Here is a 26,993-nt window from a genome sequence, read left to right as displayed (position 1 = left end):
CTACTCGCTGTCAGGGCGGTACCCGAGGTTGGGGGACAGCCAGCGCTCCGCCTCGGCGACGCTCCAGCCCTTGCGCTCGGCGTAGTCGGCGACCTGGTCGCGGCCGAGCCGGCCCACCACCATGTACTGCGACTGCGGGTGGGAGAAGTACCAGCCGCTCACCGACGCTCCGGGCCACATCGCCATGCTCTCGGTGAGCTCGATGCCGGTGTGCTTCTCGACGTCGAGCAGCTCCCACAGCGTCTGCTTCTCGGTGTGCTCCGGGCACGCCGGGTAGCCCGGTGCCGGCCGGATGCCGACGTACTTCTCGGCGATGAGCTGCTCGTTGTCGAGCGACTCCTCCGGCTGGTAGCCCCAGATCTCGCGGCGGACACGCTCGTGCAGCCGCTCGGCGAAGGCCTCCGCGAGCCGGTCGGCGAGCGCCTCCAGCAGGATGGCGCTGTAGTCGTCGAGCTGCTCCTTGAACTCGGCGATGCGCTCGGCGCTGCCCAGGCCCGCGGTCACGGCGAACGCCCCCACGTGGTCGGGCAGGCCGGTCTCGAGCGGGGCGACGAAGTCGGCGAGGCTCTTGTGGGCGACGCCCTTGCGGTGCTCGGTCTGCTGGCGCAGGTGGTGCAGCACGGCCACGGACTCCTCGCGCGCCTCGTCGGCGAAGACGATGGTGTCGTCGCCGCGTCCGTTGGCGGGGAAGATGCCGACGACGCCCCTCGCCGTCAGCCAGCGTTCGGCGACGATGCGGTCGAGCATCTCCTGGGCGTCGGCGTAGAGCTTGGAGGCCGCCTCACCGGTGGCGGGGTTGTGCAGGATGTCGGGGAAGCGTCCCTTCATCTCCCACGCGTTGAAGAACGGCTGCCAGTCGATGTACTGGCGCAGCTCGTCGAGGGGATAGTCCTCCAGCACGTGGGGGACACCCACCTCCCACTGCGGCTGCGGCGGCGCGTAGCCGTCCCAGTCGATCGGGGTCGCGTCGGCGCGCGCCTCCTCGATCGGCAGCAGCTTGCGCGTGTCCTGGCGGGCGGCGTGCCGCTCGCGCAGCCCGTCGTAGTCGTCCTTGAGCGCCTCGAGGAACTGCGGCTTCTGCGCGTCGGACAGCAGCGACGCGACCACCGGGACCGACCGCGACGCGTCCTTCACCCACACCACCGGGCCGTGGTAGCGCTCGTCGACCTTGACGGCCGTGTGCGCCCGCGACGTCGTCGCGCCACCGATCAGGAGCGGGACGTCGAAGCCCTGGCGCTCCATCTCCCCGGCGACGGTCACCATCTCGTCGAGCGAGGGCGTGATGAGACCCGACAGCCCGATCACGTCGGCGCCGTGCTCCTTCGCCGCGTCGAGGATCTTCTGCGGCGGGACCATGACGCCGAGGTCGATCACGTCGTAGTTGTTGCACTGCAGCACCACGCCGACGATGTTCTTGCCGATGTCGTGCACGTCGCCCTTGACCGTGGCCATGATGACGGTGCCGTTGCTGCGGCCCTTGTCGGACTCGTCCTTCGTGGCCTCGATGTACGGGATGAGGTAGGCGACGGCCTTCTTCATGACGCGCGCCGACTTCACCACCTGGGGGAGGAACATCTTGCCCGCACCGAACAGGTCGCCGACGACGTTCATGCCGTCCATGAGCGGACCCTCGATGACCTCGATCGGCTTGCCGCCACGCTCCTCGATGAGCGCGCGCAGCTCCTCGGTGTCGTCCTCCACGTGGGCGTCGATGCCCTTCACGAGGGCGTGCGTGATGCGCTCGCCGATCGGGAGGGAGCGCCACTCCTCGCTCGCGGCCTCGGCCTTCTCGCCGGTGCCCGCGAACTCGGTCGCGATGTCGAGCAGCCGCTCCGTGGCGTCGGGACGACGGTTGAGGATCACGTCCTCGATGCGCTCGCGGAGCCGCTCGTCGACCTGGTCGTAGACCACCAGCGCTCCGGCGTTGACGATGCCCATGTCCATGCCCGCGCGGATGGCGTGGAAGAGGAACACGGCGTGGATCGCCTCGCGCACCGGGTTGTTGCCGCGGAAGGAGAACGAGACGTTCGAGACGCCGCCCGAGACGAGCGCGTGCGGCAGGTTCTGCTTGATCCAGCGCGTGCCCTCGATGAAGTCGATGCCGTACTCGGCGTGCTCCTCGATGCCGGTCGCCACCGCGAAGACGTTCGGGTCGAAGATGATGTCCTCGGCCGGGAAGCCGACCTCGTCGACGAGGATCCGGTAGGCGCGCTCGCAGATCTCCTTGCGCCGCTCCAGCGTGTCGGCCTGGCCGTCCTCGTCGAAGGCCATGACGACGACGGCTGCGCCGTACTTGCGGCAGAGGCGCGCGTGCTCGACGAACGGCTCGACGCCCTCCTTCAGGGAGATGGAGTTGACGATCGACTTGCCCTGCAGCACCCGCAGGCCGGCCTCGATGACGTCCCACTTCGAGGAGTCGACCATGACCGGGACACGGCAGATGTCGGGCTCGGCCGCGACGAGCTTGAGGAAGCGGTCCATCGCGGCGACGCCGTCGATCATGCCCTCGTCCATGTTGACGTCGATGACCTGCGCGCCGTTCTCGACCTGCTGGAGGGCGACGGCGAGCGCGGTGTCGTAGTCGCCGTCGCGGATGAGGTTGCGGAAGCGGGCCGAGCCGGTGATGTTGGTGCGCTCGCCGACGTTGACGAACAGCGAGTCGGCGTCGACCACGAGCGGCTCGAGGCCCGAGAGGCGCAGCGCGGGCTCGACGGTGGCGGGCACCCTCGGCGGGAGGCCCTCGACGACCTGGGCGATGTGCCCGATGTGGTCGGGCGTCGTGCCGCAGCAGCCGCCGACGAGGTTGTACAGGCCGGCCTCGGCGAACTCGCGCAGCACGGCCGCCGTCTGGTCTGGAGCCTCGTCGTACTCGCCGAACGCGTTGGGCAGACCGGCGTTGGGGTAGCAGGACACGAAGCAGTCGGCCAGGCGCGACAGTTCCGCGACGTAGGGCCGCATCTCCTCGGCGCCCAGTGCGCAGTTCAGGCCCACCAGGAGCGGCTTCGCGTGCCGCACCGAGTACCAGAAGGCCTCGGTGGTCTGGCCCGACAGCGTGCGCCCGGAGGCGTCGGTGATCGTGCCGGAGATGACGATCGGCCAGCGACGCCCGTACTCCTCGAACACCGTCTCGACGGCGAAGATCGCGGCGCGGGCGTTCAGCGTGTCGAAGATGGTCTCGATGAAGATCAGGTCGGCCCCGCCGTCGAGGAGCGCCCGGGTGGCCTCGGCGTAGGCGTCGACGAGCTCGGTGTACGAGACGTTGCGAGCGCCCGGGTCGTTGACGTCCGGGGAGATCGAGGCGGTGCGGGTGGTCGGGCCGAGCGCGCCGGCGACGTAGCGCGGACGGTCCGGCGTCTGCTCGGTGACCGCGTCGGCCTCGCGGCGGGCGAGAGCGGCGGCCTCGTAGTTGAGCTCGTACGCGAGCTCGACCATGTCGTAGTCGCGCAGGGAGACGGCGTTGGCGTTGAACGTGTTGGTCTCGATGACGTCGGCGCCGGCCTCGAGGTACTCGCGGTGGATGCCCGCGATGATGTCGGGCTGGGTGAGGGTCAGCAGGTCGTTGTTGCCGACGACGTCGCTCGGCCAGTCCTTGAAGCGCTCGCCGCGGTAGCCGGCCTCGTCGGGGCGGTCACGCTGGATCGCGGTGCCCATGGCGCCGTCGAGCACCATGATGCGCTCCGAGAGTCGGGCCGTCAGGTCCTCGGTGGCGTCGGGACGCCACACCTGGGGTCGGGTCACACGCTGCTCCACGGTCGCCTCAGTCCTCCACGATCGACACGAACGGACGACGTCCTCCGGCCTGGTGCACGGAGCGCTGACGTCCTGGTGATGGTGGGAACCCCCAGCCGGCGGCGGGCTCGCGTGGACCTTCGCGGAGATTCGTGCACCATCATCCCACGAGAACGCAAGGTGACGCGGGAGGTCACGCCCACGAGGTCACGCTCACAGGGGGTGTGCGACCTCGTCGGCCGGCATCCGCGCCCACACGATGGCGAGGACCGCCACGACCACCGGGACCACCGAGGCGACGAGGAACACCTCTCGCACGCCCACCAGCTCACCGGCCGGACCGGCGAGAGCGACGGACGCCGGCACTAGCAGCAGCGAGACGAAGAAGTCGAGGCTCGAGGCGCGACCGAGGAGCTCCGGCGGCACGCGACGCTGCAGCAGCGTGCCCCAGATCACCATCGGTGCGGAGAGCAGGACGCCCACCACGAAGAGGGCCACGGCGATCGCGGGCACCGACGACGTGAAGCCGACGACCACGAACGGCAGGCACCCGACGCCCCACATCAGGACCATGGCGGTGAGGTAGCGCCGGGGCATCCGCAGCATGCTCATGCCGAGCGAGGCGAGGGCGCTGCCGGCGCCGTACGCGGCCAGGATCCAGGCGTGGCCCGTCGCGTCGCCGCCGCCGTCCTTGACGACGAAGGGGATGAGCACGTCCATCGGACCGACGACGAGCAGCAGCATGAGGCAGGCGAAGAGCAACGTCGCGAGGAACCACGGCGTCCGGACCATGTAGCGCACCCCGCCGCGCAGGTCGTCGATCGCACCGCGCAGGGGGTGGTCGCCGAGTGCTGCGGCGTCGCGGCGCAGCGGCACCGGCCGCAGGAGCAGCAGGGTGAGCAGGCAGCACAGCTGGCAGACGGCGACGAGCAGGAGCGCCCAGGCCGGTGAGGCTAGGGCGACCACGAGGCTCCCGAGCGCAGGGCCACCGGCGTGCTGGAGCGTCGGCCGCAGGAACCCCTCGACGCCGTTGGCGGCGAGGAGGTCGTCGGCGTCGACGATCGACGGCAGCAGCGCGCTGTAGGCCGGGAAGTAGAAGCCGACCGCCATGCCGAGGACGGCGCCGCCGACGGTGAGGTGCCAGATCTCCAGGCCTCCTGCGAGCGCGAGCGCCGCGACCACCGCGAGGACGACCATCCGGGCGGTCGCGGTGGCCATGAGGATGCGCCGCTGCGGCACCCGGTCGGCGGCGACACCACCGACGAGCACCGTGGCGACCATGCCGAGCGCGTAGCCCGTGACGGCGAGGGAGAGCGCCCCGGGACCGCCGCCGAGGGCGATCACCTGCCACACCACGGCGATGACCCAGACACCCTCCCCGAGCAGCTCGAAGGCCGCCGCGCCGATCAGCGGGCGGTACTGGGGGTGGCGGAACGGGCGCAGCGGTCCGCGGGCCCACCCCCGGACCGGCAGCGCACCGGCACCGGGACGGGGCGTGAGCTCGGTCATGTCGGTCCCAACCTAGGCGTCACCACCGACAGGCCGTGTCCGAGGGCCGGCGGGGGATCTCCTAGGCTCGTGCGGTGACCACACCCGCCGCCGTCCTCTGGGACCTCGACGGCACGATCGTCGACACCGAGCCGCTCTGGATGGCCGCCGAGACCGCGCTCGCCGCGCAGCACGGCGCGACGTGGACGGAGGAGGACGGGCTCGGTCTCGTCGGCAACGACCTCATGGAGTCCGCGCGCATCATCGAGGCGCGGATCGACTCGGGCCTCGCGCCGGAGCAGATCGTCGCCCACCTCGTCGACGAGATCGCGGTCGCGATGCGCCGCGACCTCCCGTGGCGGCCCGGTGCGCGAGAGCTCGTGCACGCGCTGGCCGAGGCCGGCGTGCCCCAGGCCCTCGTGACGATGTCGTACCGCGAGATCGCGCAGCCCGTCGTCGACGTCCTGCCCTTCGACGCCGTCGTCACGGGCGACAGCGTCACCCACGGCAAGCCGCACCCCGAGCCCTACCTCGCCGCCGCGCGGGCGCTCGGCGTCGATCCCGGCTCCTGCCTCGCGATCGAGGACTCCGCCACCGGCGCGGCCTCGGCCGACGCCGCCGGGTGCGTCGTGCTGGCCGTGCCGCACATGGTGCGCGTGCCCGACGGCCCGCGTCGGCGGCTGCGCACCACCCTCGCCGGTCTCGACCCCGCAGGTGTCGCGGCACTGTGGTCGGGCGCCTGAGCACGCCGTCGCGGCCCACACCGCTAGGTTGGACGGCGTGAGCGTCCCGTCGAACCCGCCGCCGCGTGGCACGATCCGCTTCGGCCGGCTGGGCGGCGCGGACCTGCTCGCGCGTCCGTCGCTGCTGGTGATGGGTGTCGTCCTCGTCGTGCTGTTCGCTCCGCGCTTCCAGGCCGAGGCCAGGACGAGCGCCTACCTGCTGGCGGCCACCTTCGTGCTCGCCCTCTACGTGTCGGTGCTCGTGCACGAGCTCGCGCACCTGGGCGTGGCGCGCGCGTTCGGCATGCGCGTCCCTTCGGTCACCCTGCACCTGCTTGGCGGCGAGACCGCGATCGAGGGCGAGAGCCGAACCCCGTGGCAGGAGCTGCTGACCTCGGTGGTCGGCCCCCTGGCCTCGCTCGGCATCGGTCTCCTGGCGCACGCGCTCGCCGACGGCAGCGACGGCGTGGCGCGCGACCTGTGGTGGTCCATCGGGTGGGTGAACCTGCTCGTCGCGGCCTTCAACATGCTGCCCGGCCTGCCGCTCGACGGTGGCCGGGTGCTGCGCGCGCTCATCTGGATGGCCACCCGCTCCGAGCGGCTCGGCGTCGTCGTGACCGCGTGGATCGGGCGTCTCGCGGCCGTCGGGATCAGCGCCTTCGTCCTCTGGCGTGCCGCGCAGGGCGAGACGTGGAGCGCGCGCTGGTGGCTCGACGTCGTCCTCGTCGCGTTCGTCGCCTCGTTCCTCTGGGTCGGCGCCACCGGTGCCCTGCGCGGTGCCGACCGAGGCACGCGCATGAACGGCCTGCGCGCCGACGAGCTCGGGCGTGCGCTCACCGACGACGTCTCGCCCCACTGGCCCCGCCTCAGCGTGCGGACCAGGGGCACGGCCCTGCTGCGCGCGATGACCGCACGCCCGGCCGAGGTGTACCTGCTCGTCGACGACGAGGAGCGGCCGGTGGGCGTCCTCCTGGCGTCGGACGTCGACGCCGCCTACCGAAGGGAATCATGACCACCTGGATGCGCAGCGGACCGTTCGTCGAGGGCGAGTGGGTCCGGCTCTCCGACGCCAAGGGTCGCAAGCACAACATCCGGCTCGAGGTCGGGCGCGAGTTCTCCACGAAGAAGGGGCAGCTCCGCCACGACGACATCATCGGTGAGCCCGAGGGCATCATCGTCACCTCCACGCTCGAGGGGCGGTACCAGGTGTTCCGGCCGCTGCTGTCGGAGTACGTCGTCTCGATGCCCCGCGGTGCGGCGATCATCTACCCGAAGGACGCCGCGCACATCGTCACGATGGCCGACATCTACCCCGGTGCGCGGGTCGTCGAGGCCGGTGCGGGATCGGGCAGCCTGACGGCCTACCTCCTGCGCGCCGTCGGGCCGGACGGCCACCTCGGGTCCTACGAGATCCGCGAGGAGTTCGCCGAGACGGCGCGCCGGAACGTCGAGCAGCTCGTCGGCACCGACCACCCGGAGTGGACCCTCACCGTCGGGGACGTCCGCGAGGTGATGGCGGAGCCGGAGATCGACCGGCTCGTCCTCGACATGGTCGACCCGTGGTCGTGCGTGCCGCTCGCGGCGGAGCGTCTCGTGCCCGGCGGCATCGTCTGCGCGTACGTCGCGACGACGACCCAGCTGTCGCGGTTCGTCGAGACGTTGCGTGCCGACGGCGGCTTCACCGAGCCGCACGCCTGGGAGACCATGCAGCGGTCCTGGCACCTCGAGGGCCTCGCCGTGCGCCCCGACCACAAGATGGTCGGTCACACGGCGTTCCTCGTCACCGCACGCCGCATGGCGCCGGGCCACCCGGCCCTCGAGAAGACCCGCCGCCCCGCACCGGGCGCCTACGGACCGGACTACACCGGGCCCCGTCCCGCCGGCACCGACCTCTGACCCCCGCCCGGCGGGGGTTCCGGGCCGTGGGCGGAGGACAGCCCGGCGGGGGTTCCGGGCCGTGGGCGGAGGACAGCCCCGCAACACGATCGTCATCCGACGCGCGCTGAGACGACCTTTCGTGCAACCTGATCTCCGTTAGGGTCGAACTCGACGAGCAGGAGGTGGCGATCGTGAACGAGAACCCCCGTGGCGCCGACCACGAGCTGGCATATCTGCGCGCCGAGGTCGAGCACCTCAGGCGACGCCTGGGCTCGGAGGGGTCGCTCGACTCCCGGCTCTCCGACCTGGAGGGGCGGCTGGCCTCGACGACGGCGCAGAACGAGCGGCTGAGCACCACGCTGCGCGACGCGCGCGACCAGATCGTCGCCCTCAAGGAGGAGGTCGACCGCCTGGCGCAGCCGCCGACGGGCTTCGGCACGTTCCTGCAGCGCAACGACGACGACACGGTCGACGTGTTCACCGGCGGGCGCAAGCTGCGGGTCACGGTCAGCCCGGCCGTCGCCCGCGACGAGCTGCGCCGGGGCCAGGAGGTCATCCTCAACGAGGCGATGAACGTCGTCGCCGCCCTCGACTTCGAGACCACCGGCGAGGTGGTGATGCTCAAGGAGATCCTGGCCGACGGCGAGCGCGCCCTGGTGCTGGGCAACACGGACGACGAGAAGGTCGTCAAGCTGGCCGACTCCCTGGTCGGGCTGAAGCTGCGTGCCGGCGACTCCCTGCTGCTCGACAGCCGTGCCGGCTGGGTCTACGAGCGCATCCCGAAGAGCGAGGTCGAGGAGCTGGTCCTGGAGGAGGTGCCCGACGTCGACTACGAGTCGATCGGTGGCCTCCGCGGGCAGATCGACTCCATCAAGGACGCCGTCGAGCTGCCCTACCTGCACCCCGACGTGTTCGTCGAGCACGAGCTCAAGCCGCCGAAGGGCGTCCTGCTCTACGGCCCACCCGGCTGCGGCAAGACGATGATCGCCAAGGCGGTCGCGGCGAGCCTGGCCAAGAAGGTCTCCGAACGCACCGGCGAGGAGGGCCGCTCCTACTTCCTCAACATCAAGGGCCCGGAGCTGCTCAACAAGTACGTCGGCGAGACCGAGCGGCACATCCGGCTCGTGTTCCAGCGGGCGCGCGAGAAGGCCAGCGAGGGCACGCCGGTCATCGTGTTCTTCGACGAGATGGACTCGCTGTTCCGCACGCGTGGCTCGGGCGTGTCCTCCGACGTCGAGAACACGATCGTGCCGCAGTTGCTGAGCGAGATCGACGGCGTCGAGGGCCTCGAGAACGTCCTCGTCATCGGTGCCTCCAACCGCGAGGACATGATCGACCCGGCCATCCTGCGTCCCGGTCGCCTCGACGTGAAGATCAAGATCGAGCGCCCCGACGCGGAGTCGGCGCGCGACATCTTCAGCAAGTACCTGACGCCGACGCTGCCGCTGCACCCCGACGACCTCGCGGAGTGGGGTGGTGACCGGACCGCGACGACGCAGGGCATGATCCAGCGCACCGTCGAGGCGATGTACACCGAGTCCGAGGACAACCAGTTCCTCGAGGTCACGTACGCCAACGGCGACAAGGAGGTCCTGTACTTCAAGGACTTCAACTCCGGCGCGATGATCCAGAACATCGTCGACCGCGCCAAGAAGATGGCGATCAAGGACCTCCTGGAGACCGGGCAGAAGGGTCTGCGGGTGCAGCACATGCTGCAGGCGTGCCTCGACGAGTTCAAGGAGAACGAGGACCTGCCGAACACGACCAACCCCGACGACTGGGCGCGGATCTCGGGCAAGAAGGGCGAGCGGATCGTCTTCATCCGCACGCTCATCACCGGCAAGGGCGGCAACGAGCCCGGCCGCTCGATCGACACGGTCGCGAACACGGGGCAGTACCTCTGAGCGGCGACCTCACCGCGAGCCCGTCAGGTGCGGCCGTCCCCTCGGGGCGGCCGCACCTGCGAGTCGCGCGCTACGACGACCCCGAGGTGGTCGCCATGACGGCTGAGGTGCAGGCCGAGTACGGCCGACGCTACGGCGGAGAGGGCGACGTCTCGCCGATCGACGCGGAGGAGTTCGTGCCACCGCGGGGGCTGTTCGTCGTGCTCGAGGTCAACGGGCAGCCCGCCGCGATGGGCGGGTGGCGTCGCGGTGGACCGCAGGGCGCGTCGGACGCCGAGATCAAGCGGATGTTCGTCCGCGAGACGCACCGGCGTCTCGGACTCGCCCGGCTGGTGCTCGCGGAGCTCGAGCGCACCGCCGCCGAGGCCGGCGTCCGTCGCCTCGTGCTCGAGACGGGTGACCAGCAGCCCGAGGCCATCGCGCTCTACACGTCCAGCGGCTACGCCGACGTGCCCGCGTTCGGCTTCTACGCCGGCTACGACGACAGCGTGCACCTCGCGAAGAGCATCGCCGGGGAGGAGTGAGCCGGGCAGCCCGCCCGGCCGCACTCAGCCCTTGACCATGCGGCGCGTCGTCCAGTGCAGCAGGCCGATGTCCTGCGGTCCGACGCCCGCGTGCCGCTCGATCGCCGTCGCGTAGTGGCCGACGAGCTGGGAGCACACGGCCTGCCAGCCGCGCCCGTCGACGGCGCGGCGGGCGGCGCGGCCGAACGCGGCCCGCTTGGCCTCGTCGCCCGTCAGGTCGCGCACCCACGCGGTCATCGCCGCCAGGTCACCGGCCGGGTAGAGCCAGCCGGTGCGGCTGTGGTCGACGAGGTCGACCGGCCCGCCCACCCCGGCCGCCACGACCGGCACGCCGCTCGCGAGCCCCTCCTGGACGACCTGGCAGAACGTCTCCGTCTCGCTCGTGCTCACCATCACGTCGAGGCTCGCCATCGCCGTCGCGAGCTCCGTCCCGTGCAGCATGCCGGTGAAGTGGGCACCGGGCAGCAGCCGCTCGAGCCGGGCCCGCTCCGGACCGTCGCCCACGACCACCAGGCGCGTGCCCGGCACGTCGGCGAGGGCCGCGAGGTCCTGCACCTGCTTCTCCGGCGCGAGGCGCCCGACGTACCCGACGAGCCGCTCCCCGTCGGCTGCCACGGCACGTCGCCAGGCGTCGTCACGGCGGGCGGGGGAGAAGCGCTCCGTGTCGACGCCGCGCCTCCACAGGACGAGCCGCTCCACGCCCTGCGCCTGGAGCGTGTCCAGGGTGGACGTGGAGGGGACGAGGTTGAGGTCGGCGCGACCGTGCACGTCGCGCACCCGCTTCCACAGCAGGTTCTCGACGCCACGGATGCCGTAGCGGCCCGCGTAGGTGGGGACGTCGGTCTGGTAGACGGCCACCACGGGGATGTCGAGCGCGTTCGCCGCGAGCGCGGCACGCCAGCCGAGCGCGAACGGCGACGCGAGGTGCACGACGTCGGGGTCGAAGTCGCGCAGGATCGCGGTCACGGGGGAGACCCGCCCGGTCGCGACCCTCACGTCGGGGTACCCCGGGAAGGCCCAGGCCGGCATGGTCACGACCCGCGCGCCGGCGACCTCGTGCGGCACCTCGGTGGCCGCGTCCGGCACGACGACCAGCACCTCGTCACCCCGGGACGCCAGGTGGTCGAGGACCCGCAGCACCGAGTGCACGACACCGTTGGTCTGGGGGAGGAAGGACTCTGCGACGATCACGATCCTCATGCGCCCAGCGTCGCGGCCGCCGACGTCCGGGGGGCCACGTCCAGGTGACCTCGCGGCGAAGTCGGCGTGACGCGCCGGCGCCCGGCCTCGTCGCGACGCGGTGGGCCGACGCGGCGAGGACGTCACCCCTACGCTGGGCCCATGACGGTGCGTCGGGTCCAGGGCAGCGAGGTCGAGTACGGCATCGCCGTGCAGGGGCAGCCGAGCGCGAACCCCATGGTGGCGTCGACGCACGTCGTCAACAGCTACGCCGCCGCGCACGGCCTCACCCGTCGGGCCCGCTGGGACTTCGAGGAGGAGAGCCCGCTGCGCGACGCGCGGGGATTCGACCTCAGCCGCGACCACGCCGACCCGACGCAGCTCACCGACGAGGACCTCGGGCTCGCGAACATCATCCTCACCAACGGCGCCCGGCTCTACGTCGACCACGCCCACCCCGAGTACTCCTCGCCCGAGGTGACGTCGCCCCGTGACGTCGTCGTCTGGGAGAAGGCCGGAGAACACGTCATGCGCCGCGGAGCCGAGCTCGCCGCCCAGGTGCCGGGCGCTGGCTCGATCGTGCTCTACAAGAACAACATCGACAACAAGGGCGCGTCGTACGGGTCGCACGAGAACTACCTCGTCGACCGCGCCGTCCCCTTCGACGCGATCGTCGCGCAGCTGACCCCGTTCTTCGTCTCCCGGCCCGTCATGTGCGGTGCCGGCCGGGTCGGGCAGGGGCAGGACGGCAGCGTGCACGCGTTCCAGCTGTCGCAGCGTGCCGACTACATGGAGGTCGGCGTCGGGCTCGAGACCACGCTGAAGCGGCCCATCGTGAACACCCGCGACGAGCCGCACGCCGACCCCAAGAAGTACCGGCGGCTGCACGTCATCGTCGGCGACGCGAACCTCGCCGAGACGTCGATCTACCTCAAGCACGGCACCACGTCGCTCGTGCTCGCGATGCTCGAGGCCGGCTTCCTGTCGTCGGCGCCGGCCCTCGCGCAGCCCGTCGTCGCGCTGCACACCATCTCGCACGACCCGACCCTCACGGCGCTCGTCGAGCTGCAGGACGGCAGCACGATGACGGGTCTGGACCTGCAGTGGCACTACCTCGAGCAGGCCCGCGCGTTCGTCGCCCGGGAGGGGACCGACGAGCAGACCGACGACATCCTCGCCCGCTGGGAGAGCGTGCTCACCCGCCTCGGTCGCGACCCGATGGAGTGCGTGCGCGAGCTCGACTGGGTCGCGAAGCTGTCGCTGCTCGAGTCCTACCGCGACCGCGACGGCCTCGACTGGGACCACGCCAAGCTGCACCTCGTCGACCTGCAGTACCACGACGTCCGCCCCGAGCGCGGCATCTACCACCGCCTCGTCCACTCCGGCCGCATCGACCGGCTCGTCGACGAGGCCGAGGTGCTCCGCGCCATCGAGGAACCCCCGCACGACACCCGCGCCTACTTCCGCGGCCGCTGCCTCAGCACCTTCGCCGCCGAGGTCGCCGCCGCCTCCTGGGACTCCGTCATCCTCGACCTGCCCGGCTACGAGTCCTTGCAGCGCATCCCCACCATGGAGCCCCTGCGCGGCACCGCCGAGCACGTCGGCGCGCTCTTCGAGGACAGCGCCGACGCCACCGCCTTCTTCCGCACCATCACCGGGCGCTGACCTTTCTCTCGTGGTCGGGGGCGCTGGGGCGTTGCGGGTCTCGTCGGGCCGGTGCGCTGCCTGCGGGGGTCTGTGGTTGCTGGTGCGCTGCCGCAGGGGGTCTGTGCTTGATGCTGCGCTGCCGTGGGCGGTCTCGTCGTGCTGCTGCGCTGCCGTAGGGGGTCTGTGGTTGCTGGTGCGCTGCCTCGGCCTTCGCTGTGTCTGGTCTCCGAAAGGGCCTCGACCGGGCGGGTGGCAGGCGCGCTGGTCTGGGGTCTCGGGCTGTGGCCCGCGCGGCACGCAAGATTCTGCGTTCGTGCGCTGGGACTCGAAGGCTTCTGCGTTTGCTACGGGATCCCGTCGTAAACGCAGAAGCGTTCCGATCTCAACGCGCGAAGGCAGCATCTTGGTTGCCCTTTGCGTTGGGGGGACGAAGGATTCTTCTTTCTCGTGGACCGTTCCACGAGAAAGAAGAATCCTTCACACCCCTCGCCCCCTCGTCGGTGGATCTGCCACCTGTAAAGCGCTCAGAAGGTGGCAGATCCACCGCCGGACCACGTAAACGCAGAATCTTGGACGGATCTCGCGTAAAGGAAGAATCCTGCGTCACCTGAGGCCCAGACCGGACCCCGAGACCCGAAGCCACCCCCGGACCCGCTGCCGGTCGAGGCCCTTTCGGAGACCACCCCCAGCGCCAGCCGAGGCAGCGCACCAGTAACCACAGACTTCCTACGGCAGCGCACCACCAAGCACAGACCCCCGCGGGCAGCGCACCAGCACGTCGAGACCCCCGCAGGCAGCGCACCAGCACGTCGAGACCGCTGCAGGCAGCGCAGCATCAAGCACAGACGCCCGCAGGCTGCGCACCAGCGAGCACGCACCTGCGCAACGCCGGCGCATGACGCGGAACCCGAGCGGCGCATGCGTCCCAGGGGGCTAGGGTGAACCCATGGCCGAGCAGCAGCACAGGACGCCCCGCAGGTCCGACGAGGAGCAGGCGGAGACCGCCGAGGTCGAGACGCCCCAGGACACCGAGCGCAAGGAGAAGCTCGACGACGACGTCGACGCGATCCTCGGCGACATCGACGACGTCCTCGAGGAGAACGCCGAGGAGTTCGTCCGCAGCTTCGTGCAGAAGGGCGGCCAGTGAACGGCCCAGCGATGCTGCCCGACGGCTACCGCTCGGTGGGCGGCTCGTCGTTCGCCGACCTCCTCGCCTCGCAGGCGCCCGAGATGATGCCCGGTGCCTCCGGCGCCGCCACCGGTGAGCTCGCCGGTGTCGCGCACGGCACGACGATCGTGGCCGCCACGTTCGCCGACGGCGTCGTCATGGCGGGCGACCGGCGGGCGACGATGGGCAACGTCATCGCGCAGCGCGACATCCAGAAGGTCTTCCCGACCGACGAGTACTCGTGCGTCGGCATCGCCGGGACCGCGGGCATCGCGATCGAGATGACCCGGCTCTTCCAGGTCGAGCTCGAGCACTACGAGAAGATCGAGGGCGCGACGCTGTCCACGGACGGCAAGGCCAACCGCCTCGCCACCCTGATCCGCGGCAACCTGGGCATGGCGATGCAGGGCCTGGCCGTCGTGCCGCTCTTCGCCGCCTACGACCTCGATCAGCAGTGCGGGCGCATCTTCGCCTTCGACGTCACCGGCAACAAGAACGAGGAGCGCACGTTCCACTCGGTCGGCTCCGGCTCGACGTTCGCGCGCGGCTCCCTCAAGAAGCTCTACGTCGAGGGCATGGACGAGCGCTCCGCCGTCACCGCCGTCATCCAGGCGCTCTATGACGCCGCCGACGACGACACCGCCACGGGCGGACCGGACCTCACCCGGCGGATCTTCCCGCTCGTCAGCGTCATCACCGCCGACGGCTACCGCGCGTGGGACGAGGCCGAGACCGCGGCCGTCGCCGACGCCGTGATCGGTGGCCGCATGACCCGTCCCGACGGGCCCTCGGCCCCCCTCACCTGAGGAGACCCAGCATGACCGCACCGTTCTACGTCTCGCCCGAGCAGCTCATGAAGGACCGGGCCGACTTCGCGCGCAAGGGCATCGGCCGCGGCCGCAGCGTCGTCGTGGTCCAGTACGCCGACGGCATCCTGCTCGTCGCCGAGAACCCCTCGCAGGCGCTGCACAAGATCAGCGAGATCTACGACCGCATCGGCTTCGCGGCCGTGGGCCGCTACAACGAGTTCGAGAACCTGCGGATCGCGGGCGTCCGGCTCGCCGACATGCGCGGCTACGCCTACGACCGGCGCGACGTCACCGGTCGTGGCCTCGCCAACGCCTACGCGCAGACGCTCGGCACGATCTTCTCCTCCGGCGGCGAGAAGCCCTACGAGGTGGAGATCTTCGTGGCCGAGGTGGGCGACGACGCCGCCCACGACCAGGTGTACCGGCTCACCTACGACGGCTCGGTCGCCGACGTCCGTGGCCACGGCGTGATGGGCGGGCAGAGCGAGCAGGTCGACGCCCACCTCACCGAGCACTACACGGAGGGGCTCGGCCTGCAGGAGGCGCTGCGTCTCGCGGCCGCCGCGCTCGGCCAGGACAGCACTCCAGCCCGAGAGATCTCCGCGGCGGACCTCGAGGTCGCCGTGCTCGACCGCACCCGCAGCCAGCCGCGCAAGTTCAAGCGGCTCGCCGACGCCGCGGTCGCGGACGCGCTCGCCGGCTGACCCGCCCACCCCACGGGGCAGGCGGCTCTCACCAGCGCGGGTGGACGGTCGCGCGCAGGTGCTCGTCGTAGATACGTCGCACGCCCGCCAGCACCTCGTCGTCGAGGACCACGTCGGCGGCCGCCGCGTTGCCGCGGGCCTGCTCCGGGTTGCGTGCCCCGGGGATGACGGTGCTCACGCCGTCCTGGGCGACCACCCAGGCGAGTGCCGCCTGCGCTGGCGTGACGCCCTCGGGCAGCAGGGCCGCGAACTCCTGCGCGGCCTGTACGCCGACCTCGAAGTCGACGCCCGAGAACGTCTCGCCCACGTCGAACGCCTCGCCGTGACGGTTGTACGTCCGGTGGTCGTCGTCGGCGAAGGTCGTCTCGCGCGTGTAGCGGCCGCTCAGCAGCCCGCTGGCGAGCGGCACGCGCGCGATGATGCCGACGCCCGCCTCCCGCGCGGCCGGGAGCACCGCGTCGAGCGGCTTCAGCCGGAACGCGTTCAGGATGATCTGCACCGACGCGACGTTCGGTCGGGCGATCGCCGCGAGGGCCTGGTCGCACGTCTCGACACTGACGCCGTACGCCGCGAGCACGCCCTCGTCGACCAGCGTGTCGAGCGCGTCGTACACCGCGTCGTCCTCCACGACGGCGGTGGGCGGGCAGTGCAGCTGCACGAGGTCGAGGGTGTCGACGTCGAGGTTGCGGCGCGACCGGTCGGTCCAGGCGCGGAAGTGCTCCATGACGTAGTTCTCGGGCACCTGGTCGAGCCGGCGGCCCATCTTGGTCGCCACCGTCAGGTCGAGGCCCGGGTGCGCACGCCGGAACGCGGCGATCGTCTGCTCGCTGCGACCGTCGCCGTACACGTCGGCCGTGTCCAGGAAGGTCACGCCGGACTCCACGGCCGCCTCGAGCACGGCGGCGGCGTCCTCGCTGCTCACCTCACCCCAGTCAGCCCCGAGCTGCCACGTGCCGAGACCGACGACCGACACGTCGCGGCCGGTCCTTCCGAGAGTCCTGTGCTCCATGGCGACGACCCTACGGCCGCGGTGCGCACGCGGCGCTTCGAACCCCATCGACTGGAGCTCGGGACTACGCTGACGACATGGACCGGCGGATCTTCGGGATCGAGAACGAGTACGGCGTCACCTGCTCGTTCAAGGGACAGCGTCGCCTGTCGCCCGACGAGGTCGCGCGGTACCTCTTCCGTCGCGTGGTGTCGTGGGGACGCAGCAGCAACGTCTTCCTGCGCAACGGTGCGCGGCTCTACCTCGACGTCGGCAGCCATCCCGAGTACGCGACGCCCGAGTGCGACGACCTCGTCGACCTCGTGACCCACGACCGGGCGGGGGAGCGGATCCTCGAGGGGCTCATGCTCGACGCCCAGCAGCGCCTCGCCGACGACGGCGTCGACGGCGACATCTATCTCTTCAAGAACAACACCGACTCCGCCGGCAACTCCTACGGCTGCCACGAGAACTACCTGGTCGGGCGCGGCGGCGAGTTCAACCGGATCGCCGACGTGCTCATCCCGTTCCTCGTGTCGCGGCAGATCATCTGCGGCGCGGGCAAGGTGCAGCAGACCCCGCGCGGCACGATCTTCTCGGTGAGCCAGCGCGCCGAGCACATCTGGGAGGGCGTCTCGAGCGCCACCACCCGCTCGCGGCCCATCATCAACACGCGCGACGAGCCGCACGCCGACGCCGAGCGGTTCCGCCGCCTGCACGTCATCGTCGGCGACTCCAACATGAGCGAGACGACCACGCTCCTCAAGGTCGCCACGACCGACCTCGTGCTGCGCATGATCGAGGCCGGCGTGGTCATGCGCGACATGACGCTGGAGAACCCGATCCGCGCGATCCGCGAGATCTCCCACGACATGACCGGTCGTCGCACCGTCCAGCTCGCCAACGGTCGCGAGCTGTCCGCCCTCGAGATCCAGGCCGAGTACTTCTCGAAGGCGGCCGAGTTCGTCGACCGCCACGGCCTGCACACGCCGACCATCGACCGCACGATGGACCTCTGGGAGCGCACGCTCAAGGCGGTCGAGTCCGAGGACCTCACGCTGGTCGAGCGCGAGATCGACTGGGTGATCAAGTTCCGCATGCTCGACCGCTACCGCACGGCGCACGGCCTCAGCTGGGCCGATCCCCGCATCGCGCAGCTCGACCTCGCGTACCACGACATCCGACGCGACCGCGGCATCTTCTACCTGCTGCAGAACCGCGGCGCGGTCGCGCGCGTGACGAACGACCGCGACGTGTTCGCCGCCAAGTCGGTGCCCCCGCAGACCACGCGGGCGAAGCTGCGCGGCGACTTCATCAAGCGGGCGCAGGAGCGTCGCCGCGACTTCACGGTCGACTGGGTGCACCTCAAGCTCAACGACCAGGCCCAGCGCACCGTGCTCTGCAAGGACCCGTTCCGCGCCGCCGACGACCGCGTGCAGCGGCTCATCGACGGCATGTGACCGGACGGACGGGCCGACGTCCGCAGGTCATTCTGGGCGGTCGTTCAGGCTGCTCTTGGTCGGTGCCGATAGCGTGACCGAGGCCATCACCTCGACGAAAGTGATTCCGTGCGTCGCAACCTCGCCCTCGCCCTGACCTCCGTCCTCGCGCTCGTGCTCGCCGGCTGCGGTGCCGGCTCCGGGGGACTCGACGACGTGAAGGTCAGCTCGGCCAAGAGCCCCTCTGTCACGGTCCCCGACGACTTCACCGCGTCGGCCACCGAGACGCGCGTGGTGAAGGAAGGCAGCGGCGCCGAGGTCAAGGACGGCGACACCGTCAAGCTCAACTACGTCGCGGTCAACGGGCGCACGGGCAAGCAGTTCGACAACTCCTTCAAGGCGGAGCGCCCGCTCACCACGAAGCTGTCGACGGAGAGCGTGCTGGCGGGCTTCGTCAAGGGGCTCACCGGCCAGAAGGTCGGCAGCCGCGTCCTCGTGGCCATCCCGCCGAAGGACGGCTTCAAGAACGGCCAGGCGCAGTCCCAGGCCGAGCAGACCCTCGGCGTCAAGAAGGACGACACGATGGTCTTCCTCTTCGACATCGTCGGCAAGGTCGGCACCGAGGCGAAGGGCACGGCCGAGAAGCTGCCCAGCAGCGTGCCGTCGATCGTGCTGAAGGACGGCCAGCCGAGCGGCTTCAAGGAAGGCAAGGACGTCACGAAGGACCCGAAGCGCCCCGCCGCGTACGTCGCGATCAAGGGCGACGGCGAGAAGGTGAAGAAGGGCGCGGAGATCACCGCGCAGTACGTCGGCCAGGTCTACCCCGACGGCAAGGTCTTCGACAGCAGCTGGGGCCGCGGCGCACCCGCGTCGTTCTCCCTCGACCAGGTCATCGCTTGCTGGAAGGACGAGCTCCCGGGCCAGACCATCGGCAGCCGCGTCGTCCTGGTCTGCCCCGCCGACAGCGCCTACGGCGACAAGCCGCCGGCCGGCAGCGACATCAAGGCGGGCGACACCCTGGCCTTCGCGATCGACATCCTGGACGCCTCCTGACCGTCTGACATGCTGGGGGCGTGGCCGACCGCAAGACCGAGAGGTTGATGAACCTCATCTTCACCCTGCTCGTCACCCGTCAGTACCTGTCGAAGGACCAGATCCGCCAGGCGATCGCCGACTACCGCGAGTCCAACCAGGTCGCGTTCGAGCGCAAGTTCGAGCGCGACAAGGAAGAGCTGCGCGAGCTGGGCATCGCGGTCGAGACCGGCACCAACGACAAGTACTTCGACGACGAGCCCGGCTACCGCATCCGGCGCGACACCGCCGAGCTGCCCGACCTCGACCTGACGCGCGAGGAGGCCGCGGTGCTCGGCCTGGCCGCGCAGGTGTGGGAGCACGCGGGCCTCGCCTCCAGCTCCACGTCGGCACTTGTGAAGCTGAAGGCCGCCGGGGTCGACGTCGACACCGACGTGCTCCGCATGGCGGAGCCGAAGCTGTCGGCGCACGAGCCGGCCTTCGAGGTGGCCCTCGACGCAGCGGCCCGGAGCGTCCCCGTGCGCTTCGCTTACCGTCGCCCCGGGGCCGACGAGCCGACGCAGCGCCACGTCGAGCCGTGGCGGATCCTCTCGTGGCGCGGTCGCTGGTACCTGGTGGGGCACGACGTCGACCGCGACGCGCCGCGCATGTTCCGGCTCTCGCGCGTCGTCGGCGACCTCGAGCTCGCCGGCGAGCCCGGGGCCTTCCGCCGTCCGCCCGAGGAGGTCGTCTCCGCCGCGGCCACCGCGCTCTTCCCGCGCCCGTCGGACCGCACGGCCCGGCTGAGCGTGGCCCCGCGGCGCGCCAACGCGCTGCGTCGCACCGCCACGCACGTCGAGACCGGCGACGACGGCCGCGACGTGCTGGTCGTCCCGTTCTCGACCGGGTGGGACCTCGCGGCGGAGATCGCGTCCTACGGCCCCGACGTCGTGGTGCTCGACCCGCCCGACCTGCGCGACCAGGTCGTCGCTCGGCTGCGCGCCGTCCTGGCTGACTCGGGAGTCGGCGCGTGACGCGGCCCGCGAACCGCTCCGCCCAGCAGGTGGTGCGGATGCTGGCACTCGTGCCGTACCTGCAGGGCAACGACGGCGTGCCGGTGCGTGAGGTGGCGCGCGAGTTCGGCGTGACGCCCAAGCAGATCCGCGACGACCTGCGCCTCCTCATGTTCACCGGCGTGGGGGAGTACGCCGGTGAGCTCATCGACGTCGACCTCGCGGCGCTGGAGGTCGACGACGTCATCCACATCCGCGACGCGGAGTTCCTCAGCCGGCCCCTCCGGCTGACCGCCGACGAGGGCGTCGCGCTCGTCGCCGCCCTGCGCACGCTCCGCGCCTCGGCGTCGGGGTCGCAGCTGCCGATCGTCGACGCCGCCCTCGCGAAGCTCGAGACGGCGGTGGCTGCCGAGGGCGCCGTCGAGGCGGTCGACGTGCACGTCGCCGACGTCGACCCTGCCGTGCGCGACACGGTGGCGGCGGCGCTCGCCGACGGGCGCCGGCTCGAGATCGACTACGCGACCGACTCCCGCGACGACGTCACCACCCGCCAGGTCGACCCGCAGCGACTCTTCACCCGCCAGGGCCACACGTACCTCGAGGCGTACTGCCTGCGGGCGGACGACGTGCGCTTCTTCCGCCTCGACCGGGTCGTGCGCGCCGCCGACACCGGCCGTCTCGCCGAGCGGCACGACACGACGTCACGCGACCTCGGCGACGACCTCTTCGAGGTCGGCGAGCAGACCCCCTCCGCGGTGCTCGACCTCGACCCCGCCGCGCACTGGCTCACCGAGTACTACACCGTCGAGGAGCTGGGCGACGTCGACGGTCGGCGTCGGGTGCGGCTGTACGGTGGCGACGAGGCCTGGCTGCGTCGACTGGTGCTCCGCAACGGCGGCACCGTGCACGTCGTCGAACCGCACGCACTGCGCGTACAGGTGCTGGACACCGCCCGTTCAGCACTTGCGGCGTACGATGGCTGAGACCGCACCCGACGAAAGAGACACCATGTTCAGGCAGATCGGCCCCACGGAGATCCTTCTCATCCTCGGCGTGGTCCTGCTCCTGTTCGGAGGTCGCAAGCTCCCCGAGCTCGCCCGCGGCTCCGGACGCGCGCTCCGCATCTTCAAGTCCGAGGTCAAGGAGCTCAAGGACGACGAGAAGTCGCCGAGCGAGCGCGACGACGCGACCATCGTCCACGAGGGCGAGGTCCGCCCGGACACGACCCTGCGCTCGGACCAGCGACGCGACGGCACGTCCGAGCAGGCGTAAGCCTTGGCGTCGCTGAGCGGCGCGCCGTCCGCCTCGGCCGGCGGCACCATGCCCCTCGTGGAGCACCTGAGGGAGCTCCGCACCCGCCTCACGCGCGCGGTCCTCGCGATCGCCGTCTTCACGATCCTCGGGCTGGTCTTCTACGCCCCGATCCTGAACTTCCTCACGCACCCGTACAACGAGATGCGCCCGCTGCTGGAGCGCGAGGGCATCGACACGCAACTGATCATCACCGGCGTCGGCGGTGCCTTCCAGTACCAGCTGAAGATCTCGCTGGTGTTCGGGCTGCTCGCGTCGAGCCCGTTCTGGCTGTGGCAGATCTGGGCCTTCGTGCTCCCTGCCCTGCACCGTCACGAGAAGCGCTGGGCGCTGCTGCTCGCCGGCACGGGTGCGCCGCTGTTCATCGGCGGAGCCGCGCTCGCCTACGTGGTGCTGCCGAAGGCCATGGAGATCCTCATCGGGTTCGTGCCCGACGGCTTCGGGTCCCTGGTCACCGGTGCCGAGTACTTCGACTTCATCGTCAAGATGATGCTGGTGTTCGGCGTCGCCGCCGAGATCCCGCTCGTGGTCGTGCTGCTCAACCGCCTGGGCCTCGTCTCGGCGAAGCAGCTCGCGTCGGCACGGCCGTGGACGATCATCGGCATCTTCGTGTTCGCGGCGATCGCCACGCCCACCACCGACCCGCTGACGATGCTGTTCCTCGCGGTGCCCATGACGATCCTGTACCTCATCTCCGAGGTGATCGCGAAGCTCACCGATCGCAGGCGCGGACGCGGGAGCGTCGACGCGACGGCGGACGACGACGCGTCGACGCTGGACGGGCCGTCCGAGCTCGAGGGCCCGTCGTCGATCGACGACTGAGCGACGGGCGGCGGACCCCCTAGGCTGTCCGCCATGCTCGTGACGCTGGTGGTCAACCCGGTCTCCGGCCGTCGGCACGGCGAGCGGATCGCCGCCGTCGCCACGGAACGGCTCACGACCGCGGGCCACCGGGTGACACGCGTCCACAGCGGCGACGGTGCGCAGGCTCGCGAGGCGGTCGCGCGCGAGGTCGCCGTGGGCAGCGAGCTCGTGCTGGTCGTCGGCGGTGACGGGCTGCTGCACGACGTGCTCCCGGCCGTGGCCGAGCGCGACGTGACCGTGGGCCTGCTGCCCGCCGGGACGGGCAACGACACCGCCCGTGCGCTGGGTCTGCCGGTCGGCGACCCCGAGGCCGCGCTCGACGTCGTGCTGCGCGGACGCACCCGCGCCGTCGACCTCGCGAGCACCGACCGTGGTCTCGTCGTCACGGTGGTGGCGTCCGGCTTCGACTCGAAGGTCAACGAGCGCGCCAACGCGATGACGTGGCCGCGGGGGAACCTGCGCTACAACGTCGCGATCCTCGCCGAGCTCAGGACCTTCCAGCCCCTGCCCTTCACCCTCGATCTCGACGGGACGCGCCTCGAGACCGAGGCGATGCTGGTCGCCGTCGGCAACGGGCCCTCGTTCGGTGGCGGCCTGCGCATCGCCGAGGGCGCCGTCATGGACGACGGGCTGCTCGACGTCTGCGTCATCCGACCGCTCAGCAAGCTGCGGCTCGTGCGCGTGTTCCCGCAGCTGTACCGCGGCACGCACGTCGACCTGCCGGAGTTCGAGCGGCACCGCGTGCGTGAGGTCCGCCTCGCGTGCCCCGACGTGGTCGCCTACGGGGACGGCGAGCGGCTGGGCCCGCTGCCGGTCACCGCGACGGTGCTCGAGCGCGCGTTGCGCGTGCTGGTGCCCTGAGGGTCCGTAGGCTGGGGGCATGACGAGCCCGGCCGAGAAGTTCGCCGAGGCCTCGGCCTCGAGACGCCACCCCCACCTCGCCGAGTTCCGTGGCCTCCACGGGTTCACGCTCGACCCCTTCCAGGTGCAGGCGTGCCGGGAGGTCGAGGAGGGGCGCGGCGTGCTCGTGGCGGCACCCACCGGGTCGGGCAAGACGATCGTGGGCGAGTTCGCGGTGCACCTCGCGCTCGCCACCGGCCGCAAGTGCTTCTACACCACGCCGATCAAGGCGCTCTCGAACCAGAAGTTCCACGACCTCGTCGAGCGCTACGGCGCCGACCGCGTGGGACTCCTGACCGGCGACAGCACCGTGAACGGCGAGGCGCCGGTGGTCGTCATGACGACCGAGGTGCTGCGCAACATGCTCTACGCGGGGTCGCGGACCCTCGACGGTCTCGGCTACGTCGTCATGGACGAGGTGCACTACCTCGCCGACCGCTTCCGCGGCGCCGTCTGGGAGGAGGTCATCATCGGCCTGCCCGAGTCGGTCAGCGTCGTCTCCCTGTCGGCGACGGTGTCCAACGCCGAGGAGTTCGGCGACTGGCTGAGCGAGGTGCGCGGGTCGACCACCACCATCGTCGAGGAGCGCAGGCCGGTGCCGCTGCACCAGCACGTGCTCGTGGGACGCAAGATGTTCCCGTTGTTCGAGGACGACGCGGCGGAGTCGGCGCCCGGGTCCGGGAACGAGGCGGTGCGGGTCAACCGGCAGCTCGAGAGCATGGCCCGCCAGGACTGGCAGCTCGACCGCGCCCGCAAGGGTGGCGGTCGTGGCCGGCCGCCCAAGGGCCACCGGCGACCGCAGAGCCGGCACCGGACGCCGAGCCGCGTCGAGGTGGTCGAGAAGCTCGAGGCCGAGGGTCTGCTCCCGGCCATCGTGTTCGTGTTCAGCCGAGCGGGCTGCGCGGCCGCCGTCCAGCAGCTCCTCGACGCCCGGGTCATGCTGACCACCCCCGACGAGCGTCGCGAGATCGAGGACCGCGTCGACGAGGCCTGCGCGCACCTGCCCGACGAGGACCTGCACGTCCTCGGCTTCCACGAGCTGCGCGAGGGCCTGGGCCGCGGGGTCGCTGCCCACCACGCCGGCATGCTGCCCGCCTTCAAGGAGGTCGTCGAGCAGCTGTTCAGCGACGGGCTCGTCAAGGTCGTGTTCGCGACCGAGACGCTGGCGCTCGGCATCAACATGCCCGCCCGGTCGGTCGTCATCGAGCGCCTGACCAAGTGGAACGGAGAGGCGCACGTCAACGTGACGCCGGGGGAGTACACCCAGCTCACGGGGCGCGCGGGACGCCGCGGCATCGACGTCGAGGGGCACGGCGTGGTGCTCTGGCAGCCGCAGCTCGACCCCAAGCAGGTCGCCGGTCTCGCCTCGACGCGCACCTACCCCCTCAACTCCTCGTTCCGACCCTCCTACAACATGGCGGTCAACCTCGTCGACCAGATGGGGCGCCAGCCCGCGCGCGAGCTGCTGGAGCAGTCGTTCGCCCAGTTCCAGGCCGACCGTGCCGTCGTCGGGATGGTGCGTCAGATCCGCAAGGCCGACGAGGCCCTCGAGGGGTACCGGGAGGCCGCGCAGTGCCACCTGGGCGACTTCCTGGAGTACGCCCGGCTGCGCCGTGAGCTGGGCGAGATCGAGTCGTCGGGCGCGCGCCAGCGCAAGGCCGACCGTCGTCAGGACGCGGTCGCGTCGATGGCCCGGCTGCGCACGGGCGACGTCATCAACGTGCCCGGCGGCAAGTTCGCGGGGCTCGCCGTGGTCCTCGACCCCGGCGTCGTGGGTGCGGCCGAGGCTCCGCGGCCGCTCGTGCTCACGGCCAGCCGTCACTCGCGTCGTCTGGGCCCGGTCGACTTCCCGGTGCCGGTCGAGCCGATCACGCGGATGCGGATCCCCAAGTCGTTCAACGCGCGCAACGCCCAGGCCCGCCGCGACCTCGCGTCGTCGCTGCGCAACCGGGCGGAGGGGCTGCGCTGGCAGACCGACACCCCCTACCGCCCCGACCGGCCGACCGAGCGGGTCACGGACGAGCGGACCGACCCGCGCGTGGCGGAGCTGAGGGCGGCGCTCAAGGCGCACCCGTGCCACGGCTGCCCCGACCGCGAGGCGCACGCGCGGTGGGCCGAGCGGTACACGAAGCTTGAGCGCGACACGGAGCAGCAGCGTCGGCGCATCGAGCAGCGCACGAACACCGTCGCCCGCCAGTTCGACCGCGTGTGCGACGTGCTGGACGAGCTCGGCTACCTCGACGGCGACACCGTCACCCAGGACGGTCGTCGCCTGCAGCGGCTGTACAGCGAGCTCGACCTGCTGGTCAGCGAGTGCCTGCGGCGTGGCGTGTGGGACGGGCTGGACCCTGCGCAGCTCGCTGCCGTCCTCTCGGGCCTGACGTTCGAGAGCCGCAAGGACGACCCGCCGGCACCGCGCTTCCCCGACCGCGCCACGCTCGACGTCTCCGAGGAGATGGCGCTGCTCTGCACCGACCTCCAGGCGCTCGAGCGCCAGCACCGGGTGAAGTTCCTCAGCACGCCCGACTTCGGGTTCGCGGAGACCGCCTCGGCCTGGGTGGGGGGCGCGTCGCTCGACGAGGTGCTGCGGACCACCGGCATGGCGGCCGGCGACTTCGTGCGGGCCATGAAGCAGCTCATCGACCTCGTCGCCCAGGTGGCCGACGCGGCGGGTCCCGGCCCGCTGCGCACCACCGCCCGTCAGAGCCTCGACGGGCTGCGGCGCGGCGTGGTGGCGTACTCCTCGCTCAGCGGCTGAGCGCCTTCGTCAGCCGCTCGACGACGCTGCCGAGGCCCCAGGTGGTGCCGAACGCCTCGAGCGCGTCGCGCTGCTCGGGCGAGAGGGGGGCGAGCGCGCGCACCACGTCGGTGCCGCACACGTCGTCGCGCACCCGCACCACCTGGCGCATGACGCCCACGAGCTCCTCGTTCTCGACCAGCGAGGCGCGGACGCGCGGCTTCACGGCCGAGCCCGGGTCGTGGGCGGCCGCGAGGATGCCGTCGAGGTCGCCGTGGGCGCTCAGCAGGGTCGCGGCGGTCTTCTCGCCGATCCCCGGCACGCCCGGGATGCCGTCGGACGTGTCACCCCTCATGGTCGCGAAGTCGGCGTACTGCTGCGGCTCGACGCCGTACTTGGCCCGGATCCACGCGGCGTCGACCACGTCGGCCGACGACACGCCGCGTGCCGTGTACAGCACCCGGACGCCGGCGTCGTCGTCGACGAGCTGGAACAGGTCGCGGTCGCCGGTGACGATGTCGACGGGGCCGTCCCACGCCTGCGCGAGGCTGCCGATCACGTCGTCGGCCTCCGCGCCCTCGCGGCCGACGACCGGGATCCCGAGGATGCCGAGCGCCTCGGCGATGAGCGGCACCTGCGGCGTGAGCAGCTCGGGCGACTCCTCGGCCGCGCCGTCGCTGCTCGCCTCGCCCAGGCCGTCCTCGCCGGCCTGGGCGACGCGGTGGGTCTTGTACGAGGGCAGCAGGTCGACCCGCCACTGCGGTCGCCAGTCGTCGTCCCAGCACGCCACGACCGCGTCGGGCCCGTGCTGGTCGACCAGGGTCGAGACGAAGTCGAGCAGACCACGCAGCGCGTTGACGACCGTCCCGTCCGGCGCCTTGAAGGAGTCGGGCACCCCGTAGAACGCGCGGAAGTAGAGGCTGGCGGAGTCGAGCAGGAGCAGGCGTCCGGTGGTCACGGGCTCAGGCTAGCGCCCGT

The 26,993-nt window shown here is 71.4% G+C and carries 22 protein-coding genes; 17 read left to right on the top strand and 5 right to left on the bottom strand.

The features are described 5' to 3' along the window. Together metH and AC3WRM_RS11690 are read right to left on the bottom strand one after the other, a co-directional pair. Nucleotides 1-3,669, bottom strand: coding sequence for a methionine synthase (metH, locus tag AC3WRM_RS11695; RefSeq protein ID WP_492248661.1), 3,669 nt, complete (start codon nucleotides 3,667-3,669; stop codon nucleotides 1-3). Between the two features lie 273 nt (nucleotides 3,670-3,942). After that, nucleotides 3,943-5,238: an MFS transporter gene (locus tag AC3WRM_RS11690; RefSeq protein ID WP_492248624.1), complete on the bottom strand. Its 1,296-nt coding sequence runs from the start codon at nucleotides 5,236-5,238 to the stop codon at nucleotides 3,943-3,945. A gap of 74 nt (nucleotides 5,239-5,312) precedes the next feature. On the opposite strand from AC3WRM_RS11690, the gene AC3WRM_RS11685 reads away from it, so the two are divergent. From AC3WRM_RS11685 to AC3WRM_RS11665, 5 genes are all read left to right on the top strand, one after another. Next, nucleotides 5,313-5,960, top strand: a complete 648-nt coding sequence (locus tag AC3WRM_RS11685) for an HAD family hydrolase (RefSeq protein ID WP_492248625.1) — start codon at nucleotides 5,313-5,315, stop codon at nucleotides 5,958-5,960. 37 nt (nucleotides 5,961-5,997) lie between these two features. After that, nucleotides 5,998-6,951 carry a site-2 protease family protein gene (locus AC3WRM_RS11680; RefSeq protein WP_492248626.1) on the top strand — a complete coding sequence of 318 codons (954 nt, stop codon included), beginning with the start codon at nucleotides 5,998-6,000 and terminating at the stop codon, nucleotides 6,949-6,951. Then, nucleotides 6,948-7,835: a tRNA (adenine-N1)-methyltransferase gene (locus AC3WRM_RS11675; protein ID WP_492248627.1), complete on the top strand. Its 888-nt coding sequence runs from the start codon at nucleotides 6,948-6,950 to the stop codon at nucleotides 7,833-7,835. The genes AC3WRM_RS11680 and AC3WRM_RS11675 overlap by 4 nt, the downstream gene beginning before the upstream one ends. A gap of 173 nt (nucleotides 7,836-8,008) precedes the next feature. Next, nucleotides 8,009-9,721, top strand: a complete 1,713-nt coding sequence (gene arc, locus AC3WRM_RS11670) for a proteasome ATPase (RefSeq protein WP_492248628.1) — start codon at nucleotides 8,009-8,011, stop codon at nucleotides 9,719-9,721. A 95-nt stretch (nucleotides 9,722-9,816) separates the two neighbouring features. Then, nucleotides 9,817-10,245: a GNAT family N-acetyltransferase gene (locus AC3WRM_RS11665; protein ID WP_492248629.1), complete on the top strand. Its 429-nt coding sequence runs from the start codon at nucleotides 9,817-9,819 to the stop codon at nucleotides 10,243-10,245. Nucleotides 10,246-10,269: 24 nt separating this feature from the next. On the opposite strand, the gene AC3WRM_RS11660 is transcribed toward AC3WRM_RS11665, so the two are convergent. After that, complete coding sequence (locus tag AC3WRM_RS11660; protein WP_492248630.1) at nucleotides 10,270-11,445, bottom strand: glycosyltransferase family 4 protein; 1,176 nt, start codon at nucleotides 11,443-11,445, stop codon at nucleotides 10,270-10,272. Between the two features lie 141 nt (nucleotides 11,446-11,586). Here AC3WRM_RS11660 and dop point away from each other — a divergent pair, with 141 nt between their 5' ends. The 4 genes from dop (at nucleotide 11,587) to prcA (ending at nucleotide 15,752) form a co-directional block, all read left to right on the top strand. Then, on the top strand, nucleotides 11,587-13,089 hold the full coding sequence (gene dop / locus AC3WRM_RS11655) for a depupylase/deamidase Dop (RefSeq protein WP_492248631.1): 1,503 nt from the start codon (nucleotides 11,587-11,589) through the stop codon (nucleotides 13,087-13,089). Between the two features lie 928 nt (nucleotides 13,090-14,017). Then, nucleotides 14,018-14,218 carry a ubiquitin-like protein Pup gene (locus AC3WRM_RS11650; RefSeq protein ID WP_492248632.1) on the top strand — a complete coding sequence of 67 codons (201 nt, stop codon included), beginning with the start codon at nucleotides 14,018-14,020 and terminating at the stop codon, nucleotides 14,216-14,218. Nucleotides 14,219-14,229: 11 nt separating this feature from the next. After that, complete coding sequence (prcB, locus tag AC3WRM_RS11645) at nucleotides 14,230-15,045, top strand: proteasome subunit beta (RefSeq protein WP_492248662.1); 816 nt, start codon at nucleotides 14,230-14,232, stop codon at nucleotides 15,043-15,045. Between the two features lie 11 nt (nucleotides 15,046-15,056). Continuing rightward, a complete protein-coding gene (prcA, locus tag AC3WRM_RS11640; protein WP_492248633.1) occupies nucleotides 15,057-15,752 on the top strand; it encodes a proteasome subunit alpha in 696 nt (231 codons plus the stop codon). Between the two features lie 28 nt (nucleotides 15,753-15,780). Here the strand turns inward: prcA and AC3WRM_RS11635 are convergent, their stop codons facing one another. Continuing rightward, on the bottom strand, nucleotides 15,781-16,761 hold the full coding sequence (locus tag AC3WRM_RS11635) for an aldo/keto reductase (protein ID WP_492248634.1): 981 nt from the start codon (nucleotides 16,759-16,761) through the stop codon (nucleotides 15,781-15,783). Between the two features lie 77 nt (nucleotides 16,762-16,838). On the opposite strand from AC3WRM_RS11635, the gene pafA reads away from it, so the two are divergent. The 8 genes from pafA (at nucleotide 16,839) to AC3WRM_RS11595 (ending at nucleotide 26,036) form a co-directional block, all read left to right on the top strand. After that, entirely contained in the window at nucleotides 16,839-18,200 is a 1,362-nt protein-coding gene (pafA, locus tag AC3WRM_RS11630) for a Pup--protein ligase (protein ID WP_492248635.1), read from the top strand. Between the two features lie 108 nt (nucleotides 18,201-18,308). Further along, nucleotides 18,309-19,232 (top strand): FKBP-type peptidyl-prolyl cis-trans isomerase, encoded by a 924-nt coding sequence (locus AC3WRM_RS11625; protein WP_492248636.1) that lies wholly within the window; start codon nucleotides 18,309-18,311, stop codon nucleotides 19,230-19,232. 20 nt (nucleotides 19,233-19,252) lie between these two features. Beyond that, a complete protein-coding gene (locus tag AC3WRM_RS11620) occupies nucleotides 19,253-20,224 on the top strand; it encodes a helix-turn-helix transcriptional regulator (protein ID WP_492248637.1) in 972 nt (323 codons plus the stop codon). Beyond that, the gene (locus AC3WRM_RS11615) at nucleotides 20,221-21,186 is read left to right on the top strand and encodes a helix-turn-helix transcriptional regulator (protein ID WP_492248638.1); all 966 of its coding nucleotides are present in this window, start codon (nucleotides 20,221-20,223) and stop codon (nucleotides 21,184-21,186) included. The genes AC3WRM_RS11620 and AC3WRM_RS11615 overlap by 4 nt, the downstream gene beginning before the upstream one ends. Nucleotides 21,187-21,211: 25 nt before the next feature. Beyond that, complete coding sequence (gene tatA / locus AC3WRM_RS11610; RefSeq protein ID WP_492248639.1) at nucleotides 21,212-21,475, top strand: twin-arginine translocase TatA/TatE family subunit; 264 nt, start codon at nucleotides 21,212-21,214, stop codon at nucleotides 21,473-21,475. Between the two features lie 3 nt (nucleotides 21,476-21,478). After that, nucleotides 21,479-22,336, top strand: coding sequence for a twin-arginine translocase subunit TatC (tatC, locus tag AC3WRM_RS11605; protein ID WP_492248640.1), 858 nt, complete (start codon nucleotides 21,479-21,481; stop codon nucleotides 22,334-22,336). Nucleotides 22,337-22,369: 33 nt separating this feature from the next. Next, a complete protein-coding gene (locus AC3WRM_RS11600) occupies nucleotides 22,370-23,239 on the top strand; it encodes a YegS/Rv2252/BmrU family lipid kinase (RefSeq protein ID WP_492248641.1) in 870 nt (289 codons plus the stop codon). Nucleotides 23,240-23,258: 19 nt separating this feature from the next. Beyond that, nucleotides 23,259-26,036: a DEAD/DEAH box helicase gene (locus AC3WRM_RS11595; RefSeq protein ID WP_492248642.1), complete on the top strand. Its 2,778-nt coding sequence runs from the start codon at nucleotides 23,259-23,261 to the stop codon at nucleotides 26,034-26,036. On the opposite strand, the gene AC3WRM_RS11590 is transcribed toward AC3WRM_RS11595, so the two are convergent. After that, nucleotides 26,026-26,973, bottom strand: a complete 948-nt coding sequence (locus tag AC3WRM_RS11590; protein ID WP_492248643.1) for a 5'-3' exonuclease — start codon at nucleotides 26,971-26,973, stop codon at nucleotides 26,026-26,028. The genes AC3WRM_RS11595 and AC3WRM_RS11590 overlap by 11 nt on opposite strands. Nucleotides 26,974-26,993: the final 20 nt, after the last annotated feature.

The organism is Aeromicrobium sp. EU05-FHT14F07 (genome assembly GCF_058790455.1).
The sequence above is the reverse complement of the archived record's forward strand: the minus strand, read 5'-3'. Positions and strand labels throughout refer to the sequence as shown.

What these genes read in the sequence shown, in the direction of transcription:
- pafA (WP_492248635.1), top strand. Translation starts at nt 16,839, where the DNA reads ATGGACCGGCGGATCTTCGGGATCGAGAACGAGTACGGCGTCACCTGC.
- AC3WRM_RS11675 (WP_492248627.1), top strand. Translation starts at nt 6,948, where the DNA reads ATGACCACCTGGATGCGCAGCGGACCGTTCGTCGAGGGCGAGTGGGTC.
- AC3WRM_RS11595 (WP_492248642.1), top strand. Translation starts at nt 23,259, where the DNA reads ATGACGAGCCCGGCCGAGAAGTTCGCCGAGGCCTCGGCCTCGAGACGC.
- AC3WRM_RS11635 (WP_492248634.1), bottom strand. Translation starts at nt 16,761, where the DNA reads ATGGAGCACAGGACTCTCGGAAGGACCGGCCGCGACGTGTCGGTCGTC.
- AC3WRM_RS11650 (WP_492248632.1), top strand. Translation starts at nt 14,018, where the DNA reads ATGGCCGAGCAGCAGCACAGGACGCCCCGCAGGTCCGACGAGGAGCAG.
- tatA (WP_492248639.1), top strand. Translation starts at nt 21,212, where the DNA reads ATGTTCAGGCAGATCGGCCCCACGGAGATCCTTCTCATCCTCGGCGTG.
- prcB (WP_492248662.1), top strand. Translation starts at nt 14,230, where the DNA reads ATGCTGCCCGACGGCTACCGCTCGGTGGGCGGCTCGTCGTTCGCCGAC.
- metH (WP_492248661.1), bottom strand. Translation starts at nt 3,669, where the DNA reads ATGGTGCTCGACGGCGCCATGGGCACCGCGATCCAGCGTGACCGCCCC.
- AC3WRM_RS11665 (WP_492248629.1), top strand. Translation starts at nt 9,817, where the DNA reads ATGACGGCTGAGGTGCAGGCCGAGTACGGCCGACGCTACGGCGGAGAG.
- AC3WRM_RS11690 (WP_492248624.1), bottom strand. Translation starts at nt 5,238, where the DNA reads ATGACCGAGCTCACGCCCCGTCCCGGTGCCGGTGCGCTGCCGGTCCGG.
- AC3WRM_RS11660 (WP_492248630.1), bottom strand. Translation starts at nt 11,445, where the DNA reads ATGAGGATCGTGATCGTCGCAGAGTCCTTCCTCCCCCAGACCAACGGT.
- AC3WRM_RS11600 (WP_492248641.1), top strand. Translation starts at nt 22,370, where the DNA reads ATGCTCGTGACGCTGGTGGTCAACCCGGTCTCCGGCCGTCGGCACGGC.
- prcA (WP_492248633.1), top strand. Translation starts at nt 15,057, where the DNA reads ATGACCGCACCGTTCTACGTCTCGCCCGAGCAGCTCATGAAGGACCGG.
- dop (WP_492248631.1), top strand. Translation starts at nt 11,587, where the DNA reads ATGACGGTGCGTCGGGTCCAGGGCAGCGAGGTCGAGTACGGCATCGCC.